The sequence below is a fragment of the Maribellus sp. YY47 genome, from assembly GCF_023111095.1.
Classification (GTDB): Bacteria; Bacteroidota; Bacteroidia; order Bacteroidales; family Prolixibacteraceae; genus Draconibacterium.
The window spans coordinates 1-17,906 of the sequence record NZ_JALGYW010000016.1 but is presented as its reverse complement, the minus strand read 5'-3'; the positions used below and the strand labels follow the sequence as shown (position 1 = coordinate 17,906).

At 45.4% G+C, this 17,906-nt stretch carries 15 protein-coding genes; all 15 read left to right on the top strand.

What is annotated here, in order from left to right:
- Positions 1-4: 4 nt before the first annotated feature.
- The 15 genes from MR764_RS13945 (at position 5) to MR764_RS13875 (ending at position 17,770) form a co-directional block, all read left to right on the top strand.
- The gene (locus MR764_RS13945) at positions 5-1,087 is read left to right on the top strand and encodes a BatD family protein (protein ID WP_247980046.1); all 1,083 of its coding nucleotides are present in this window, start codon (positions 5-7) and stop codon (positions 1,085-1,087) included.
- Between the two features lie 6 nt (positions 1,088-1,093).
- On the top strand, positions 1,094-2,101 hold the full coding sequence (locus MR764_RS13940) for a VWA domain-containing protein (protein WP_247980045.1): 1,008 nt from the start codon (positions 1,094-1,096) through the stop codon (positions 2,099-2,101).
- A 13-nt stretch (positions 2,102-2,114) separates the two neighbouring features.
- Positions 2,115-3,152, top strand: a complete 1,038-nt coding sequence (locus tag MR764_RS13935) for a VWA domain-containing protein (RefSeq protein WP_247980044.1) — start codon at positions 2,115-2,117, stop codon at positions 3,150-3,152.
- 61 nt (positions 3,153-3,213) lie between these two features.
- On the top strand, positions 3,214-4,029 hold the full coding sequence (locus tag MR764_RS13930; RefSeq protein ID WP_247980043.1) for a tetratricopeptide repeat protein: 816 nt from the start codon (positions 3,214-3,216) through the stop codon (positions 4,027-4,029).
- A 138-nt stretch (positions 4,030-4,167) separates the two neighbouring features.
- Positions 4,168-6,000 carry a BatD family protein gene (locus MR764_RS13925; RefSeq protein WP_247980042.1) on the top strand — a complete coding sequence of 611 codons (1,833 nt, stop codon included), beginning with the start codon at positions 4,168-4,170 and terminating at the stop codon, positions 5,998-6,000.
- Between the two features lie 28 nt (positions 6,001-6,028).
- A complete protein-coding gene (locus MR764_RS13920; RefSeq protein ID WP_247980041.1) occupies positions 6,029-6,784 on the top strand; it encodes a tetratricopeptide repeat protein in 756 nt (251 codons plus the stop codon).
- A 249-nt stretch (positions 6,785-7,033) separates the two neighbouring features.
- Entirely contained in the window at positions 7,034-7,354 is a 321-nt protein-coding gene (locus tag MR764_RS13915; protein WP_247980040.1) for a hypothetical protein, read from the top strand.
- Positions 7,355-7,499: 145 nt separating this feature from the next.
- Positions 7,500-8,645 (top strand): NEW3 domain-containing protein, encoded by a 1,146-nt coding sequence (locus MR764_RS13910; RefSeq protein ID WP_247980039.1) that lies wholly within the window; start codon positions 7,500-7,502, stop codon positions 8,643-8,645.
- A 3-nt stretch (positions 8,646-8,648) separates the two neighbouring features.
- A complete protein-coding gene (locus MR764_RS13905; protein WP_247980038.1) occupies positions 8,649-9,623 on the top strand; it encodes an ABC transporter ATP-binding protein in 975 nt (324 codons plus the stop codon).
- The gene (locus tag MR764_RS13900) at positions 9,613-10,578 is read left to right on the top strand and encodes an ABC transporter permease subunit (protein ID WP_247980037.1); all 966 of its coding nucleotides are present in this window, start codon (positions 9,613-9,615) and stop codon (positions 10,576-10,578) included. The genes MR764_RS13905 and MR764_RS13900 overlap by 11 nt, the downstream gene beginning before the upstream one ends.
- Before the next feature lie 448 nt (positions 10,579-11,026).
- On the top strand, positions 11,027-13,288 hold the full coding sequence (locus MR764_RS13895) for an aconitate hydratase (protein ID WP_247980036.1): 2,262 nt from the start codon (positions 11,027-11,029) through the stop codon (positions 13,286-13,288).
- Between the two features lie 127 nt (positions 13,289-13,415).
- A complete protein-coding gene (locus MR764_RS13890) occupies positions 13,416-14,642 on the top strand; it encodes an isocitrate dehydrogenase (NADP(+)) (protein ID WP_247980035.1) in 1,227 nt (408 codons plus the stop codon).
- Between the two features lie 76 nt (positions 14,643-14,718).
- Positions 14,719-15,102 (top strand): GxxExxY protein, encoded by a 384-nt coding sequence (locus tag MR764_RS13885; protein WP_247980034.1) that lies wholly within the window; start codon positions 14,719-14,721, stop codon positions 15,100-15,102.
- Between the two features lie 25 nt (positions 15,103-15,127).
- Positions 15,128-16,420, top strand: a complete 1,293-nt coding sequence (gene icd / locus MR764_RS13880) for an NADP-dependent isocitrate dehydrogenase (RefSeq protein WP_348773081.1) — start codon at positions 15,128-15,130, stop codon at positions 16,418-16,420.
- A gap of 30 nt (positions 16,421-16,450) precedes the next feature.
- Entirely contained in the window at positions 16,451-17,770 is a 1,320-nt protein-coding gene (locus MR764_RS13875; protein WP_247980032.1) for a citrate (Si)-synthase, read from the top strand.
- Positions 17,771-17,906: the final 136 nt, after the last annotated feature.

Genomic DNA, 17,906 nt, shown 5'->3' with positions numbered 1-17,906 from the left:
AGAAATGAACGCTATACGAAAAACAATACTGAAAAGCAATCCACAGTTCGACTACGCTCACTGTGACCGTCAGCCTGAGCGGAGTCGAAGGCTGATTTCATGGGCGGGTTTGCTTGTTCTTTTACTTTTCTTTCTGGCAAATGGTCAGGTGAGTGCGCAGCGGATAAAAGCCACTGCCAGCCTCGATTCAACCAATATCCTGCTGGGAGACCAGGTAAAACTTTTCCTGCAGATCGATCATCCGAAAGATGTGGATGTTCAGTTTCCGCAGGTGCCGGATACCATTGCAGGATTAATCGAAGTGCTGAACCGCTCGGCCATCGACACTTTTGAAGCCGACCAGGAAGATTACATCAAACAGATACAGTCGTACACCATTACCTGTTTCGACAGTGGAAGTTACCGCATTCCGCCCTACTGGTTTAAAATAGCCACTGAGGGGCTCAACGATTCGGTACCCACCAACGGTGTAACCTTAAATGTGTATTCGATGGAAATCGACACCACCAAGGGACCGACCGATATAAAAATGCCTTACGATGCTCCGCTGACCCTGAAGGAGGTTACTCCGTATATATTGGGGGTCATCTTGATCGGCGCCATTATTTTCTTCCTGTTGTATTCGATTAAACGGAAGAAGAAAAACCAGCCGATTTTTGCCCGGCCGCAAAAGCCAAAGGAACCCGCGCATGTGGTGGCGCTTCGCGAGCTCGACCGCATCAAATCGGAAAAAATATGGCAGCAAGGCAAAACCAAGCAGTATTACAGCGAACTCACCGATGCCCTGCGTGTGTACATTGAGGATCGTTTTGAAATCCGTGCCATGGAACAGGTGACCGATGAAATCCTCGAAAGTTTCCGGATACAGAAAGGTCTGTTAAACGACAAATTGCTGGGCAACCTGGGGCAAATACTGCAACTGGCCGACCTCGTGAAATTTGCAAAATATCAGCCGCTGCCCGACGACGACAACATGGCTCTGGTGAATGCTTACTTCTTTGTTAACGATACCAAAAAGGAAGTGGCGAAAAAGCCGGAAGAGAAAAGCGAAGAAGATGATAACGTGGAAGAAGTTGAAATAAAATAGAGAAGGATGTTGGAAGGATTGACATTTAAGAACCCGGAACTGTTACATATTTTGTGGGTATTGATCCCCATGACGATCTGGTATATTTTCCGGCAGAAAAAAAATACGGCAAGCATCCAGGTTTCAACTACAGCACCTGTATTTAAGGCGCCGTTGACGATTCGTCATTACCTGCGTCACCTGGTGTATGTTTGCTTTGTAATTGCACTGGCCTTTTTTGTAGTGGTACTGGCCCGTCCGCAATCGTCGAAAAACTGGGAAACAAGTGAAACAGAAGGGATCGACATTGTGGTGGCACTCGATATTTCGAGCAGTATGCTGGCACAGGATTTTCAGCCCGACCGGCTGGAAGCAGCCAAAAATGTGGCCATGGAATTTATCTCCGGACGTGAGTACGACCGCATGGGGCTGGTTGTTTTTGCCGGCGAGGCGTTTACCCAATGTCCGCTGACCACCGACCGCGCCGTGTTGCTGAACCTGTTCAAGGATATCCACAGCAATATGATCGAAGACGGTACTGCTATCGGAAACGGACTGGCAACTGCCGTGGCCCGTTTGAAAGACAGCGAAGCTGTGAGCCGCGTTGTCATTCTGCTGACCGACGGTGAAAACAACCGCGGAGAAGTTGCTCCGGTTACGGCAGCCGAAATTGCCAAAACCTTCGGAATACGCGTTTACACGGTTGGTGTGGGATCGATAGGAACCGCACCCTACCCTTTCCGCGTGCAAACTCCCTTTGGCGAACAAGTACAGTTGCGCGATATGGAAGTAAAAATCGACGAGGAAACGCTGCAAAAAATATCGGCGCTTACCGACGGAAAATATTTCAGGGCGACCAGCAACTCAAAACTGGAAGAGATTTACAAGGAGATCGATGCCCTGGAAAAGTCCAAGATCGAAGTGCGCGAATTTAGCCGCAAATCGGAAGAATTTATGCCGTTCGCGTTACTGGGGGCATTGTTTTTGATCGTGAGTTTATTTTTGAGAATTACGGTTTTCAGAACCATCCCATAAATAAAGATTGAATATGGAAATGTTTAGGTTTGGAAATAGCGAATATTTATGGGGATTGTTACTCATTCCTCTACTCACCCTGTTTTTTGCGTGGTCGCGTATTGCACGCCGCCGGGCATTGAAAAAATTTGGAAAAAGGGAAATGCTGGAGCAACTGATGCCCTTCAGCTCACGTACCCGTCCGGTGGTGAAATTTATTATACTGATGCTGGCGCTGGCTTTCATTATTACCGGAATTGCCCGTCCGCAGTTTGGTTCAAAATTAAAAACCGAAAAACGCGAAGGCGTTGAGCTGATCATTGCACTTGACGTATCGAACAGTATGATGGCCGAAGACATTCAGCCCAACCGTCTGGAACGGGCCAAACGGGCTATCTCACGTTTGATCGACCGTTTGGAAGACGATAAAATCGGGCTGATCGTATTTGCGGGCGATGCTTATACCCAGCTGCCGATCACTGCCGACTACAATTCAGCCAAATTGTTTTTGAACTCGGTAAATACGCAGATTGTTCCCAAGCAAGGGACAGCCATCGGCGCTGCCATCGACCTGGCACACCGTTCGTTCACTCCGGGCGACAAAGCCAACAAGGCGATCATCGTAATTACCGATGGTGAAAACCACGAAGACGATGCCATTGCCTCTGCCAAATCGGCACTCGAAGAAGGCATCGTAGTGCACACCATCGGAATGGGACTACCGGCCGGTTCTCCGATCCCGGTTTTGAAGAACGGGCAAACCGACTACATGAAAGACCGCGACGGAAAAGTAGTGATCACCAAACTGAATGAACAGATGCTGGAACAAATCTCGGGAGCCGGCGGCGGTATCTACATTCGCGCCAACAATGCACAAGTGGGACTGAATTCGCTTTTCGACGAGATCAATAAAATGGAAAAACAGGAAATGGAATCGCGCAGCTATTCGGAATACGACGACCAGTTCCAGTATTTCTTTGCGGTGGGTCTGTTTCTTTTGTTACTCGAATTTGTAATCCTCGAAAGGAAGAACAAATTCCTGAAAAACATTCATTTGTTTAAGACCAATTAGGAAAGGCAAAAGCAAGATCAGCGGTTTAAAATCGTTGAGTTTAAAAGAGAAAGGAGTTAAGATGATGAAACGAATCTATTTCATAGCACTGTTAACAGCAATATCGCTCAGTGTATTTGCACAGAACGAGCGGAAATTCATCCGTAACGGCAACAAGCTGTTTATGGAAGCCGTGCAGGATACCAGCAAGATTGATTCGGTAAAATTCAGCAATGCCGAAACCGAATACCGGAAAGCGCTGAACGAACGCCCCAACGATCTGAAATGGAATTACAACCTGGCAGATGCGATGTACAAACAACAGCGTTTTGAAGATGCGGAAGGTAAATTCAGCGAACTGGCCGAAAAAATGGAAGAACCGGTAGAACGTGCATTTGCCAACCACAACCTGGGAAATACCCAGCTGATGCAAAACAAACTGGATGAAAGTATCGAATCGTACAAAAAAGCCCTGCGCGAAAATCCTTCTGATCTGGAAACAAAATACAACCTGGCCTATGCACAAATGCTGAAAAAACAACAGGAACAGCAGCAACAACAAAATCAGCAAAACCAGGATCAGAACAAAGACCAAAACAAAGATCAGCAGGATCAAAATAAAGATCAGAATAAGGACCAAAACAAGGACCAGCAAGATCAGAATAAAGATCAGCAGGATCAGAATAAAAACCAGGATCAAAACAAGCAGGACCAGAACAAGGATCAGCAAAATAAAGATCAGCAACAGCAACAACAACCGCAGCAGAACAAAATTTCGAGACAGGATGCTGAACAGTTGCTGCAGGCGCTGCAAAACGATGAGCGTAAGATCCAGGATAAGGTAAAAAAAGAAAAAGCTGCTCTGGCAAAAAAAGTTCAGACAGAGAAGGAGTGGTAGAAGAGAAGGCGAAGGCGAAGGCTAAGTCTAAGGCGAGGAACGTAAAGAAAATTGCGCCTGTATTAAATAAGAAAGCTCGTAGCTCGCAGCTTGAGGCTCGTAGCTAAAAAATAATAATTTTGTAGGCTTTACAAGACAATGAGGACACTGATAACATACATTTTTCTGGTAAGCATACTTGGAATTGCCCATGCACAGGACACCCGTTTTACCATGTCGGCTCCCAATGCCGTGGAAAACGGACAGCAATTCAGATTAAGTTTTACACTCAACGAACGGGGTGACAAACTTCAGCTCCCCCCGGGACTGAGCGATAATTTCCAGATACTAATGGGGCCAAGTACCGGTCAGTCGACCAGTATTCAGAGCATAAACGGACGTACTACTTCTGAAACGACGTACTCGTACACCTATATTTTACGTTCCAAAAAAGAAGGTACTTTCGAAATCAGGCCTGCTTCTGTTGAGGTAAAAGGGAAGGTGATTGAATCCAATTCGCTAACCATACAGGTAGTAAAAGCCCAATCGCAGCCTGCCCGGCAACAACAGCAACAAAACAGTGGTGGACAAGCCCAACAGGAAGCCACAAAAAATATCGATCTGGGAAAAGACAACATATTTGTACGTGCTGAACTCAGCAAAAGAAACGTATACCGCGGAGAGCAGATCATCTCTACCGTAAAACTTTATGTCGATCCCAACATCCCGATTTATAATTTTGACGAAGTAAACCTTCCGACTTACGAAGGATTTTACACCCAGGATATCGATATTCCGCAGCAGATCAATTTTACGCGCGAAGTATACAACAACAAAATCTACCAGGTCGGTATTCTGAAAAAAACCATCTTGTTCCCGCAACAAAACGGTCAATTACAGATTAAACCGTTCAGCCTGTCGGTTTTGGTACGGCAACGGGTAAAAGCACGCAGTTTTTTTGATGACTTTTTCGATAATTACACCAACGTAAAAGCGCATGTAACCAGCGATCAGGTAACGGTAAACGTCAAAGACCTGCCGGCAGCTCCCAAGGATTTTATGGGAGGCGTTGGTAATTTCAGTATCAGTTCGCAGCTCAGCAGCGAGAACGTTACCACCAACGATGCGGTAACACTTACGCTAAAAATAAACGGCAGCGGGAACATCCGCCTGGTTCGTACACCCGAACTTCAATTGCCCAGCGACTTTGAAGTATATGATCCGCGTACTACCGACAACGTAAAAGCCAGCGACAGCGGAGCATCGGGCACCAAAACCATAGAATACCTGTTCCAGCCGCGTTTTGAGGGAGATTACACCATCCCATCGATCAGGTTCACCTGGTATAATCCCGCATCCGGGAGCTACGAATCGGCAGCTACGCCAGAATACACGCTGCATGTGAAAAAGGGAACGGAAGAGCAATCTGCCACTGTGGTTAGTTCGTTGCGAAAAGAAGACCTGCAGCTGATTGGCAAAGACATCCGCTACATCCAGCAGGGAAATCCGTCGCTTCGGGCCAAAGGAGACACGTTCTACGGAAGTGCATTGTTTTACCTGATCTATGCTGCAAGTGCTTTGTTGTTTGTCATCTTATACATTATCTACCGGAAGAAAGCACGCGAAAACGCCAACATTGCGCTGGTGCGTAACAAAAAGGCCAACCGCGTTGCCACAAAACGTTTGAAGGCCGCAGCAGGCTTTATGAAGCAAAACAACAACGAAGCTTTCCACGATGCCATTCTGAAAGCCTTCTGGGGATACCTCAGCGACAAGCTGGGCATTCCGGTGGCCGATCTGAACCGCGAAAGCGCCGTTGCCGGGCTGATCAACAAAAATGTGGACCAGCAGGTAATCACTGATTTTGAAGATGTGATCGATCAGTGCGAATTTGCACGTTATGCACCGTCGGGAGGCTCTGAAGCACGTCATGAGCTTTATAAAAAGGCAGAAGCTACGATGAGCCGGTTCGAGAAACAAATTAAGAAATAGTGTTCATTCACCGTTTACAACAGAAGAAATGAAGAAGTTAATTGCTATCATATTATTTGCTCTCCCCTCTTTCCTGAACGCCCAGGTAAACAACACCGAACTGTGGGAGCAGGCCAACAATCATTATACAGCTGAAGAATACCAACAGGCCATTTCGGCTTACGAACAAATTCTGACCAACGGACAGGAATCGGCCAAGCTGTATTTCAACCTCGGGAATGCGTATTACAAAGCCGGAGATATCAATAACGCCATACTAAATTTCGAGCGTGCAAAAAAACTGGCTCCGCAGGATGAAGATATCGCTTTTAACCTGCAAATTGCCAACCAGTTTGTGGTAACCAAAATCGAAGCATTGCCCAAGCCGTTCTTTTTGCGCTGGAAATCATCGATCATCAACAAATACCCGACAGATACCTGGGCGGCCATCAGTGTTGGTGCCTTTATACTTTTCCTTTTGCTGCTGGGTTTGTTTTTGTTTAGCAAGAACTCCACCGCCAAACGTTTTGCCTTTTGGTTCGGAATACTGGCTGTTGTGTTTTCAGGATTTACGTTTTCGTGGGCCGCACATCAGAAAGCGGTCATCAACAAGCGTAACCAGGCCATCGTATTTTGTCCGCGGGTAACCGTGAAAAGCTCGCCATCGCAAACCGGAACCGATTTATTCCTGATTTACGAAGGAGTTAAAATTGATGTAACCGACAGCCTTGACAACTGGAAAGAAATTAAATTGGCCGACGGCAACAAAGGCTGGTTACCCGATTCGTGTATTGTTACCATCTAGGTTCAGCGTTGTGCTGATGCGTAATCAAATTAAGGAATAATCGGAGTTTCCATCGAAAGGGCTCTCCATTTGTTGCCCATTTTATTGCTTGATGAAAAATATGCCACTCATTTCTACTAAACATATTCAAGATTTTTTAACGCGCGTTAACTTTGTTTTACACTTTTCAGATTAAAAACTAAATAAATTTGTACCACTTCAAAAAGGCAATTATTACGTTCAACTGTGGATTTAATAAAGAGATTTTGAATGGAAAAACTGGTTTTAATATTTCTTGCATTTAGCTTTCTTCTCCGATCGGAAGTTGAGAGTATCTCAAAAATTCAGGGGAATAGTTCAACAGTTTATGTAGGCGTCTACACGGGGCATGTCTTCTCCGAAAACATCGACACCCCAGCTTTCAGAACCGACGATTACGATAATCCGGACATTGAACTTACCGAAAGTCCGGTAAAACGATACACTGAAACCACTCAAGGTAATTTAGCAACCAATCGTCCTGCAGCTAAAACCAGGACGATGTATCACCCGCTTTTTTACGATCTTCCTCCCCCATACAGTCACTGTTAATCCATTTTATCGCCTCCCATCACTCCATTATTATTAAACGGATTTCAATTTATTAACGCAGTAATACAGGTTGCTTGTAAGCAATTATCGGCCATCGGAAAACTATTATTGAATCAATAAATATGTAAAACTAAAAATCAGTGACATGAACAAATTACTACTTCTCAAATCTTTTATCGTTAGCACTTTTTTGGTGTTCTTTTCATTCAGCCAAAGTAAGGCACAAACCGACAGCCTGGTTCTTTATACGCCTTACACAAAAGTTTCAGTCTCTCCGGGAAATTCGGTTAGCTACTCGATTGATGTGATCAACAATGGATCAAAGATCCGGAACGAAGACATCTCGGCGAGTAACATTCCCCGCTCCTGGGATCACAGCATCACCGCAGGAGGTTACAACATCGACAAACTGGCTACTTTGCCGGGCGAAAAGAAAACACTCACGTTGAAAGTGGACGTTCCTTACCAGATAAAGAAAGGCAATTACACTTTTTATGCGAAAGCAGGCAGTGTTTCTTTGCCCTTAACCATCAATGTTTCATCGGCGGGTTCGAGCGTAACAGAATTTACCTGCGACCAGAGAAACATGGAGGGAACTTCAAGTTCGTCGTTTACCTTTAATACCACACTCAAAAACAAAACCGCCACCAACCAGCAATATGCGTTAATGGCAGATGCCCCGCGTGGCTGGAGTGTGATTATAAAACCCAATTACAAGCAGGCCACCTCCACCGAAGTGGAAGCCAACGGCACCAAAAGCATCAGCTACGAAGTAAAACCTTCGCCTTCAGTAAAAGCCGGTACCTACAAAATTCCGGTAAAAGCGGTTTCGGGTTCCACCTCTGCCGACCTGGAATTTGAAGTAGTGATCACCGGTACTTACGAAATGGATCTGAGCACGCCGTCGGGCTTGCTAAGTGCGCACATTACTGCAGGATCGGAAAAGAAAATAGAACTGACGGTCAAAAACGGAGGCACAACAGATCTCGAAAACGTGGAATTAAAAGCATCGAAACCCAAAGACTGGAGCGTAACTTTTGAGCCGGCCAAAATCAGCAAAATCGGTCCGGGACAAACCGAAACGGTTTATGCAACCATCACAGCCGCTAAAAAAGCGATTCCGGGCGACTATGTGGTTCAAATGGACGCCAAAACACCCGAAGTAAATTCATCTGCATCGTTCCGGGTTTCGGTCAGAACTCCGATAACCGTTGGATTGGTCGGGATTGTAATAGTGGTGCTGGTACTGCTGGGTATTGTAATTCTGTTTAAAAAATACGGAAGGAGGTAAGCCGTGGCCGAACCAATTATCCAATTACAAAACATTAGTAAAAAGTACGGCGATTTTACCGCGGTCGACAATCTCAGCCTGACCATCGGAAAAGGCGAAATATTTGGATTGCTCGGACCCAACGGTTCGGGGAAATCAACCACCATTTTGATGATGCTGGGACTGACCGATCCAAGCGCCGGCGAAGTAAAAGTGTGTGGAATCGATTCAACCAGTCACCCCATAGAGGTGAAAAGAAAGGTGGGTTATCTCGCTGAAGACGTTGGTTTTTATGATGATCAGACGGCTCTTGAAAACCTGGTTTATTCTGCCATGCTAAACGGAATCCCAAGAAAAGAAGCAACAAAAAAGGCAGAAGAACTGATTGAACGCGTGGGCTTAACAGGAGTTAAAAACAAAAAGACCGGGAAATTCTCAAAAGGAATGCGGCAACGACTCGGTCTGGCTGATGTGCTGATCAAAGATCCCGAAGTGATCATTCTGGATGAACCTACTTCCGGAATCGATCCAAAAGGCGTGCAGGATTTTCTGAACTTAGTCGTTGAACTCCGCGACGAGCATGGAATCAGCATTCTGCTTTCGTCGCACGATTTGCAGCATGTCCAGCAGGTTTGCGACCGTATCGGAATTTTTCTGGAAGGAAAACTTATGGCTATCGGCGATATTCGCTCTTTGTCGGAAAAATTACTGACAAGCGGAAGATACCTGATCGAACTGGGAGCCGATAATTCACGTGAAGCTGGTAAAAAACTGACGCTCGGCTGGTTTCAAAACCTGGCTGCCAACATGAGTGAAATTGATTCGGTAAGCGAAGAAAATGGCTTGTTCAAAGTGCTTTCTTCGGAAGATATTTCGCTCGTGCTTTCAAAAAAGATCATGGAAGAAGGCTACAACCTTAATTTTCTGAATAAAAAGGAATTTGGCATTGAAGCCATTTATAATCATTTAATGGAAGGAGGAACGGCTTATGCAAACTAACTATTCAATCGTTCGTCCGTTTTGGGTGATCGTGAACAAGGAGATCTCGGACACCATAAAAAGCTGGCGGTTTATCATTATGCTGGCCATTGTGTTGCTTACCTGTACCGGCTCGCTATACACGGCTTTTACAGGTTTTGCATCAGCCAAACCAGGCAACGATCCCGAAGAGTCCTTTTTCTTCCTGAAACTGTTTACGATTTCCGACGGAACGCTTCCGCCATTTATTGTCTTCATCAGTTTTCTGGGGCCATTGCTGGGAATCAGCATGGGTTTTGACGCGATCAACTCAGAACAAAACAAGGGAACGCTTAGCCGCGTTTTATCGCAACCCATTTACCGCGATTATGTATTGAATGCCAAATTTCTGGCATCTCTTATCGTGTTGAGCATCCTGTTTTTCTCGCTAAATCTGCTGGTTTTGGGATTTGGACTCGTCATCATAGGCATTCCGCCAACTGCTGAGGAAGTCCTCAGAATCCTGATGTTCTCCATTGTCAGTATTGTGTACGTCGCTTTCTGGCTGAACCTGTCCATCCTGTTTTCTGTCAGGTTCCGGCAGGCAACTACCTCGGCGCTTGCAGGAATTTCCATCTGGTTATTCTTCAGCATATTCTATAATATGATTGTGAACGTGATTGCCAAAGGCATTTCGCCTGCGCAGATGATCAGTGAGAACCAGTTGATTTCGCTTCAGAAACTGATTCAAAACATCATGCGCCTTAACCCGGGACAGTTGTTTGACGATGCCACCACTACCCTGCTTGTTCCCGGTGTGCGTAGCCTTGGTCCGCTTACCATGGAACAAATGAGTGGTGCCATTCCCAGTCCGCTTCCATTGGGACAAAGCATGATGCTGGTGTGGCCGCAAATAACCGCATTACTGGCCGGAACTCTGGTTTTCTTTGGCCTGGCATATTTGCAATTTATGCGTCGTGAAATACGTTCAAGATAAGGTCACTGATTTTTAACACGCCGGACTTGTACTGATCAGTAAAGCTCGAAAAAAAGGCTGTCGCTCGTTTCGGCAGTCTTTTTTTATGTTTTTTAGCGACGCTTCTCCACCGTCATTTTACATCTCAATCCGGGTGCTTCACTATCATTTTCAAAGCAATACTGACCTTCAAAATTTAGTTTGGGATTGGTTTCAGGAAAAGGGAAGAAATTAGTATATTAAAACCCTTTAAAGCTAAACAGACGGCAAAAACAAAAGCTGAAAGAACTGTGACCAACATTACAAACCATTGTTTACAAAATGGTTTAATTTATGAGATCAGTCAATCGATTTAACTAAAATAATATAGTAAAATTCTATCGGCTTTTCATCAACATTTATAGCGTATTGTTGTTAAGAAATTGCGACAGAATAAATCTTGATAATATTCAAAAAAACTAAATATCTTATGTTTGATTCAGACCTTATCAAAAAAGTGTATTCAGAGCTACCGAAAAGAGTTCAAAAAGCAAAAGAACTTTTAAACCGCCCTATGACTTATGCCGAAAAGATTTTATATGCACATCTTTTTGAGACTCAGGAACTGGCAGCTTTTGGAAGAGGTACAGATTATGTGGATTTTGCACCCGACCGGGTGGCCATGCAGGATGCAACAGCACAAATGGCACTGCTCCAATTTATAAATTCAGGGAAGAAAAGAACCGCAGTTCCTTCTACGGTTCACTGCGACCACCTTATTCAGGCGCAGGTGGAAGGAAAAACCGACCTTTCGGTGGCAAAAGATGCCAACAAAGAGGTTTTTGATTTTCTGGAATCGGTATCCAACAAATATGGAATCGGATTCTGGAAACCAGGCGCCGGTATTATTCACCAGGTAGTTTTGGAAAATTATGCTTTCCCCGGGGGAATGATGATCGGAACCGACTCGCACACCGTAAACGCAGGTGGACTCGGAATGGTGGCCATTGGCGTTGGTGGTGCCGATGCCGTGGATGTAATGGCCGGAATGGCCTGGGAACTGAAAATGCCTAAAATGATTGGGGTGAAACTTACCGGCAAACTGAGCGGTTGGACTTCACCTAAAGACATTATATTAAAGGTGGCCGGAATTCTTACCGTAAAAGGTGGAACCGGAGCCATTATCGAATATTTCGGAGAAGGCGCCAAATCGCTTTCTGCCACCGGAAAAGGAACCATTTGTAACATGGGTGCCGAAGTGGGCGCTACCACCAGTATTTTTGCTTACGACGAAAGTATGGAGCGCTACCTGAACGCAACCGGAAGATCGGAAGTAGCAGCGATCGCTAACCAGATGAAAGATGTGCTGGATGCCGACCCGGAAGTGTATGCAAATCCTGAGAAATATTACGACCAGCTCATTGAGATCAACCTTTCGGAACTGGCGCCGCATTTGAACGGACCGTTCACACCCGACCGTGCAACACCGGTTTCGGAAATGAAAAAGGTGGCCGAAGAAAACGGCTGGCCGGTTGAAATATCGGTTGGTTTGATCGGAAGTTGTACCAACTCTTCGTACGAAGATATTTCAAGAGCAGCATCGATTGCCAAACAGGCAGAGGAAAAAGGTTTGATCACCAAAGCAGAATTTACGATCACTCCGGGATCGGAGCAGGTTCGTTTTACCATCGAACGCGACGGATTTATCGATACGTTTGAAAAAATTGGTGGAAAAGTATTTGCCAATGCCTGTGGCCCGTGTATTGGTCAGTGGGCGCGCGAAGGAGCCGACAAGCAGGAAAAGAACACCATCGTTCACTCCTTTAACCGGAACTTCTCGAAACGTGCCGACGGCAATCCCAATACGCATGCTTTTGTTACCTCACCCGAGATGGTAACAGCGCTGGCCATTGCCGGTCGTCTCGACTTTAATCCGCAAACCGATACTTTGACCAACAAAAATGGTGAAGAAGTAAAACTGGATGAACCTTCGGGTTTTGAACTTCCGCCAAAAGGTTTTGATGTGGAAGACGCAGGATTTCAGGCTCCCGCAGAAGACGGTTCACACGTAGTGGTAAATGTTGCTCCCGATTCAAATCGTCTTCAATTACTGTCGCCTTTCGAAGCATGGGACGGCAAAAACATTACTGGCGTCAAATTGCTGATCAAAGCATTTGGGAAATGTACCACCGACCATATTTCAATGGCCGGACCATGGTTGCGTTACCGCGGACACCTCGACAATATTTCGAACAATATGCTGATTGGTGCAGTAAATGCATTCAACCAGGAAACCAACAAGGTAAAAAACCAGCTGACCGGTGCTTACGAAGAAGTCCCAAAAGTTCAGCGTCAGTATAAAGCTGCGGGTATCCCGACAGTAGTGATTGGAGACCAGAATTACGGTGAAGGCTCTTCACGCGAACATGCAGCGATGGAACCACGTCATTTGGGCGTTCGGGCTGTAATTGTGAAGTCTTTTGCACGTATTCACGAAACCAACCTGAAAAAACAGGGCATGCTTGGATTAACCTTTGCCAACGAGAACGACTACGATTTGATCCAGGAAGACGATACCTTCAACTTTGTTGATTTGGTTGATTTTGCACCGGGCAAGCAGCTGACACTTGAAGTGGTTCACGCCGATGGGTCAAAAGACAGCATTAAACTGAATCACACCTACAATCAGCAACAGATTGAATGGTTCAAGGCAGGATCAGCGCTTAATTTGATCAAACAACAAAACGCTTAATAACCATTAAGCAAAAACAATCCTGAAAGGATTAAACATAAATAACCCCGGGCTGAAGCCCGGGGATATAACATAAATTGGAACACCATAAAAAACCAATAATAATCAGTAAATTAAATTTAAGACCATGCAAAAGATCAAGGTTCAAAACCCGGTAGTAGAGCTCGACGGAGATGAAATGACCAGGGTTATTTGGGATTTCATCAAACAAAAGTTAATTCTTCCCTATCTCGACATCGATTTAAAATATTACGATCTCGGAGTTGAAAGTCGTGACGCTACTGACGACCAAATTACGGTGGATGCCGCCAATGCCATCAAAAAATACGGTGTGGGCGTAAAATGTGCCACTATCACACCCGACGAAGCCCGTGTGGAAGAGTTTGGGTTAAAACACATGTGGAAATCGCCCAACGGTACCATTCGTAACATTCTGGGAGGAACGGTATTTCGCGAACCGATTATGATCTCTAATATTCCACGCCTTGTACCGGGATGGAAACAGCCTATCTGCATCGGACGTCATGCGTTTGGCGACCAGTACAAAGCAACTGATTTCGTAACAAAAGGAAGAGGCAAACTAACCATCACCTTTACACCGGAAGACGGTGGCGAAACCGTTTCGCACGAGGTTTATGATTTTGAAGGCGACGGAGTGGCCATGGCCATGTACAACACCGACGAATCGATTACCGGATTTGCCCGTTCGTGTATGAACCAGGCGCTGGATAAAGGATGGCCTTTGTACATGTCAACCAAAAACACCATCCTGAAAAAATACGATGGTCGTTTTAAAGATATTTTTCAGAAAATCTACGAAGAAGAATTCAAGGATAAATTTGCTGCGGCCGGCATTACCTACGAACATCGCTTGATCGATGACATGGTGGCTGCTGCATTGAAATGGGACGGAGGCTTTGTATGGGCTTGTAAAAACTACGACGGCGACGTACAAAGCGACACCGTTGCGCAGGGATTCGGCTCTCTTGGACTGATGACATCCGTATTGATTACTCCGGATGGAAAAACGATGGAAGCCGAAGCCGCTCACGGGACGGTTACGCGCCACTACCGTCAGCACCAGCAAGGCAAACCGACTTCGACCAACCCGATCGCATCGATTTTTGCCTGGACACGTGGACTCGCTTTCCGCGGCAAGCTGGATGACAACCAGCCGTTGATCGATTTTGCCAATGCATTGGAAGAAGTTTGTATTGAAACGGTGGAATCAGGAAAAATGACCAAGGACCTTGCATTGATCGTTTACGGTGCAGAATTAAAAGCAGAACACTACCTGACTACCGAACAATTCCTGGAAGCGCTGGATGAAAATCTTCAGGCTAAATTGAATTAAATAAGTGTGCACGCGGATTTCGCTGATGTACGCAGACAAAAACAAGAAACTATCCTGACTTAAGTGAAAATTAGTTATGGAATTAAGTGAAAATCAAATATCTTACGACATCAGAGGAGCAATATTTGAAGTTTACAATACACTTGGGCCAGGTCTGTTGGAGTCTGTTTATGAGGCAGCTCTAATCTATGAACTCCGGGAAATGGGTTATGATGTAGATCATCAGGTTGAATTACCAGTAAACTATAAAGGTAAAAACCTGGAAAAAGGATTTCGTATTGATATATTGGTGGAGAACAAAGTAATAATTGAAATAAAATCGGTTGAAACGATGAATAAACTGTACTTTAAACAAACAGTTTCGTACCTGAAATTAGCCGACAAAAAATTAGGCATACTGGTTAATTTCAACACCGATAATATCTCAAGTGCAATACAACGAATAGCTAACAATATATAAATCTGCGTTTTTCTGTGTAATCTGCGTGAAAGAGAAATTTAAAAGAAATGAGATGACAAATAAAACCAAAATAGTCAACGGAAAGCTTTTTGTACCGGACCAGCCGGTGATTCCATTCATTGAAGGAGACGGAATTGGCAAAGACATTACAGGCCCCTCGCAGCGGGTGCTCGATGCAGCGGTTGCCAAAGCCTACGGCGATGAGAAAAGACTGATATGGAAAGAGGTGCTGGCCGGGGAAAAAGCCTACAAGGAAACCGGAAATTATCTTCCGCAGGAAACGCTTGACGCTTTTAAGGAGCATTTAATCGGGATTAAAGGCCCGCTGCAGACTCCGGTTGGGGAAGGAATTCGTTCGCTGAACGTTGCACTACGCCAAACGCTGGATTTGTACGTTTGCCTTCGCCCGGTGCGTTGGTTCAAAGGTGTGCCCTCTCCCATTCGCTACCCGTCGATGGTCGACATGCATATTTTCCGTGAAAATACCGAGGATATTTATGCCGGCATCGAATACATGGCTGGAGACGAAAAGAGTAAAAAGTTTCGTGATTTCCTGATCAACGAAATGGGTGTGGACAAGATCCGTTTTCCGGAAAGTTCTTCTTTCGGTGTAAAACCGATTTCAAAAGACGGCTCGGTACGACTGACCAAATCGGCCATTGAATACGCCATTCAGCGAAAACTGCCTTCGGTAACGATCGTTCACAAAGGGAACATCATGAAATACACCGAAGGAGCTTTCAAAAACTGGAGTTACGACCTGGCTGAAACGGAGTTCAAGCTGCAAACCTTCACCTGGAGACAGTACGAAAAGATCAAAAAAGAAAAAGGCCAACTGGATGCCGACAAAGCACTCGATGAAGCCAAGAAAGACGGTAAGGTGATCGTAAAAGATTGCATCACCGACGCTTTTTTACAGGAATCGCTGTTACACCCGTGGGACCACTCGGTAATTGCCACCATGAACCTGAACGGAGACTATATTTCGGATCAGTTGGCAGCAATGGTTGGCGGAATCGGAATTTCTCCCGGTGCAAACATCAACTACCAAAGCGGCTATGCCATTTTTGAAGCCACTCACGGAACGGCGCCAAATATTGCTGGCACCGGAAAAGCCAATCCCGGCTCGCTGATCCTTTCGGGAGTGATGATGCTGGAATACCTGGGCTGGAACGAAGCTGCCGAACATGTTTACGATGCCATGGAGCACGTATTTGCCAAACGAAAAGTAACATCCGATTTGCATTCTCAGATGGAAGGAGCCACTTTGCTGACAACCTCAGAGTTTGCGGACGAGATTATCAAAAACATGCATTAATCAATAATAATCAAACAAATATTATAACAGATGGAATACATTAAGAATAGATTTTTCGATAGGGCCAGCAAGTGTATGGCCGAATTTCAAAGAATCAGAAAAGACCATGGCGATGTCGTTCTCGGACAAGTCACCATCGATCAGGTATTATCGGGTATGAAAGGAATTCCCGCTTTGTTGACAGAGACTTCGAAACTCGATGCCAACGAAGGGATTCGTTTCAGAGGATATTCAATCCAGGAATTGCAGCAAAAACTGCCAAAGCTCGACGCTGATGGTGAACCGCTTCCGGAAGGTTTATTCTACCTGATGCTAATCGGTGAGATACCAACGCAGGAAGACGTGGAAAACCTTTCAAAAGATTGGGCAACACGTGCCCACGTGCCACAACACGTTTTTGATGTGATTGACGCGCTGCCTAAAAACAGCCGCCCAATGACACAGTTCACTACAGCGATTATCGCAATGGCGTACGATTCGGTTTTCCAGAAAGCCTATCGTGCCGGTGTGGGTAAAAAGTATTACTGGGATTTTATGTACGAAGATGTGATGACATTGATTGCCCGTCTTCCAAGGATTGCCGCCTACATTTACCGCCGCATGTACCACAATGGCAAACACATCGACCCCAATCCGAACCTCGACTGGGCAGGTAACCTTGCCCACATGATGGGTTTCGACTCGGTGGAAGTAAAACGCCTTTTGCGTCTGTATATGGTGATCCACGCCGACCATGAAGGAGGAAACGTTTCGGCACATACCACCCATTTGGTTGGCTCGGCACTAAGTAACGCGTACTATTCGTTTGGGGCCGGAATGACAGGACTTGCAGGTCCGTTGCACGGTTTTGCCAACCAGGAAGTGATTTCGTGGATCAACGAAATGCTGGAGCAAATCGGCACCGACGTACCAACCGACGAGCAGATTGCCGATTATATCGAAAACACGCTTAAAAACGGACGTGTGGTTCCCGGATACGGACATGCGGTTCTACGGATCACTGACCCGCGCTTTACGGTTCAGCAACAGTTTGCCGAAAAATACATCAAACACGATAAAACGATTGATGTGGTGAACCAGATTTATCGCGTTGCCCCTCCTATTCTGGAAGCTACCGGAAAGATCAAAAATCCTTGGCCAAACGTAGATGCAATCAGCGGTTCGCTGCTGAACCACTACGGCATTGTGGAACACAACTTTTACACGGTACTGTTTGGCGTTTCGCGATCGCTTGGAGTATTGGCTTCGCTGGTTTACGACCGTTTGTACGGTTTGCCGATCGAACGTCCAAGCTCGTTCCCAATGAGTTGGTTTAAAGAAAAAGCTGATGGAAAACCAGGAGATTGCTAAAATTTCAAAACTGACTAGTCCTAAATAAGCGTTACAGATTATTGGACTAAGTTAATAGATTCACAGACCGTTTCAAAGCTAGCTTTGAAACGGTCTGTTCTTTTATAGCTTTTAATTTTAATGGTATCTTGTTTGT

What these genes read in the sequence shown, in the direction of transcription:
- MR764_RS13945 (WP_247980046.1), top strand. Translation starts at nt 5, where the DNA reads ATGAACGCTATACGAAAAACAATACTGAAAAGCAATCCACAGTTCGAC.
- MR764_RS13940 (WP_247980045.1), top strand. Translation starts at nt 1,094, where the DNA reads ATGTTGGAAGGATTGACATTTAAGAACCCGGAACTGTTACATATTTTG.
- MR764_RS13935 (WP_247980044.1), top strand. Translation starts at nt 2,115, where the DNA reads ATGGAAATGTTTAGGTTTGGAAATAGCGAATATTTATGGGGATTGTTA.
- MR764_RS13930 (WP_247980043.1), top strand. Translation starts at nt 3,214, where the DNA reads ATGATGAAACGAATCTATTTCATAGCACTGTTAACAGCAATATCGCTC.
- MR764_RS13925 (WP_247980042.1), top strand. Translation starts at nt 4,168, where the DNA reads ATGAGGACACTGATAACATACATTTTTCTGGTAAGCATACTTGGAATT.
- MR764_RS13920 (WP_247980041.1), top strand. Translation starts at nt 6,029, where the DNA reads ATGAAGAAGTTAATTGCTATCATATTATTTGCTCTCCCCTCTTTCCTG.
- MR764_RS13915 (WP_247980040.1), top strand. Translation starts at nt 7,034, where the DNA reads ATGGAAAAACTGGTTTTAATATTTCTTGCATTTAGCTTTCTTCTCCGA.
- MR764_RS13910 (WP_247980039.1), top strand. Translation starts at nt 7,500, where the DNA reads ATGAACAAATTACTACTTCTCAAATCTTTTATCGTTAGCACTTTTTTG.
- MR764_RS13900 (WP_247980037.1), top strand. Translation starts at nt 9,613, where the DNA reads ATGCAAACTAACTATTCAATCGTTCGTCCGTTTTGGGTGATCGTGAAC.
- MR764_RS13895 (WP_247980036.1), top strand. Translation starts at nt 11,027, where the DNA reads ATGTTTGATTCAGACCTTATCAAAAAAGTGTATTCAGAGCTACCGAAA.
- MR764_RS13890 (WP_247980035.1), top strand. Translation starts at nt 13,416, where the DNA reads ATGCAAAAGATCAAGGTTCAAAACCCGGTAGTAGAGCTCGACGGAGAT.
- MR764_RS13885 (WP_247980034.1), top strand. Translation starts at nt 14,719, where the DNA reads ATGGAATTAAGTGAAAATCAAATATCTTACGACATCAGAGGAGCAATA.
- MR764_RS13875 (WP_247980032.1), top strand. Translation starts at nt 16,451, where the DNA reads ATGGAATACATTAAGAATAGATTTTTCGATAGGGCCAGCAAGTGTATG.